This window comes from Akkermansia sp. GGCC_0220 (assembly GCF_017566105.1).
Taxonomy (GTDB): domain Bacteria; phylum Verrucomicrobiota; class Verrucomicrobiia; order Verrucomicrobiales; family Akkermansiaceae; genus Akkermansia; species Akkermansia massiliensis.
The window spans coordinates 1-1,945 of sequence record NZ_JABFCI010000039.1; the positions used below are offsets into that span (position 1 = coordinate 1).

At 52.8% G+C, this 1,945-nt stretch carries 1 protein-coding gene and 1 pseudogene; one reads left to right on the forward strand and one right to left on the reverse strand.

Annotated features, from left to right (window positions below; genetic code table 11):
- A pseudogene (locus HJW02_RS12840) lies at positions 1-1,384 on the reverse strand (hypothetical protein); the annotation flags it as partial.
- Positions 1,385-1,752: 368 nt separating this feature from the next.
- Between HJW02_RS12840 and HJW02_RS12845 the strand changes: the two are divergent.
- On the forward strand, positions 1,753-1,945 hold a 193-nt coding region (locus HJW02_RS12845), incomplete at its 3' end, for a hypothetical protein (protein ID WP_208050658.1).

Below are 1,945 nucleotides of genomic sequence, written 5' to 3' on the forward strand. Positions count from 1 at the left end.
GCTGCCATGTCTTGGCGCGGTAGTCCTTGCCTTCCGGGTAGGCTCCGATCACCGGAGGCTTGCCCCATTTGACCGATACTCCGTAGTAGGCGATGAAAAGAGCGTCCGGATCCGCCTCGCCATAATAGCCCTGCCTTTCCTTGTTCTCTTCCGGTCCGGTATTGTTTTTCCACATGTCCGCCGGGAATTTGATGTTTTCAAGCAGAGGTTTTTCCCACGCGCCCCAGTTCAGGTTCAGCACGGCGGGCATCGTCTTGGAGAAGATGGCGGGGTCTGCCGTATTGGCGCCGTTCAGCTTGGTGGGTTGTCCCATCTGCTCCGCTCTCATGAGACCGGCCCCCATCGTGAAGGTTCCCAGCTTTTTGGAACCGGCTCCGAATTCGTCCGTATATTTATGGCTGAGGATGTGGTCGGAGGGTGTCCGGTCGGCGGTCGTGCCGGACCAGCCTTTCAGGTCGTCATCATTCTGGGCGAAAACGGCGGAGGCCATGAACGGGTCTCCGTCCAGGTACTTGTTGCCGTCAAAATTCTGGTATTTCAGGCCGGAGTACATGTTGACGGAGTAGCCTGTGGTCTGGGCGGAATCCAGGGACCAGCCTTCCTTCATGGCAAAGTTATCCGTTTTAATGTCAATACCATTATCTTTGGACCGGTAGACGGAGTTGCCGTGGAAGGGGTTGGACACGTCATCAATCAGGGGAATAGGCTGAGCGAAAATGACGATTTCTCCGGCTTTCAGGGTAGAAGGATTACCCTTGTTGGTTGAGCCGTCCGACTGGTAGGTGACTTTGTCACGGAAGGACGCGCCGAAGTCCGCCACCTGGCGGTCGTTTTTGTTTATGGCATTTTGAACGTAGGGAGTCAGGGGATGTTCCGTATAGTTGCCCATGGCCCCCACACCGCCGCCGTTTTTGATGTTGTGGGAGAACATCAGGGGCATGAAGCGGTGTTCGCCGAAGTAGGCCCCCCATACTTCTCCATTGGCCCCCTGGAATTTCATGTCTACGTTGTATGGGTTCCACCATACATAGACGGGAATGACGGAGAAGGCCAGATTGATGAATCCGCCATTTACGGAGGGATTCTGGCCGTTTGTTCCTCCGAATCTGGCGTACTGGACGCCGACGAAGGAGTAGAAGCGCAGCAGAATAGGATGGCGCATGTACGTGTAGCGGTTGTCCATAATTTCCATGTTCGCTGTGGCGTCAGACGCAATCAATGTGCTGGGGGAGGTCCCGTTCCACTGCAATGTGGCGGAAGCGTCCTGGCCTTCCCTCTTCGTGGAGGAGTCCCACACGTTGGCCCACAGGTAGAGCTGGTTCCAGGAGGCAATGGGCCGGTTCTGCTCGGTCGGGCTGCCGTCCTCGGAGGTATACGGACGCAATCCGATGTCTGCGGTGTCGCTACGGAATTCCTCAGGCAGCTTTTCTTGAGAGAATATGATATTCAGGTCTTTTTTCAATCCACCGAATTTAGAATCCGATTTTTCTTATAAATACCATAATATAAGATTTTAAGAACTGATTATCATAAAAATGCATTCTCCCCGCTTCTCTCCTCCTTCCAGATGGTATCTCCGTCAATTTATTCTGCCTGCAATGCGCTTGTTTGAAGCAATTTTGAGCTTGCATGGACTGCCTCTTTTTTGTATTGACTAGAGTTAAGAATTGGCTCTTCGCACCTTCGTGACAGTGGGGATTTTTATATCCTCAAACTTGAGCGGAAAAGTGCACGCCGGAACCCACCATTTTCATGAAGATTAAACATTTCACTAAACGTCCTATCAGGCATGTCAGCAAAGGTTTTGCCCTGATTGCCACCATCACCCTGATGATGCTCCTGGCCCTTCTCAGCGTTGGCCTTCTCACCATCGCATCCTCACAGGTCCGAATTTCCGAAAAACAGCTCTTTGCCGCGGAGGCCAAATCCCTCGCCAGGTTTTCCC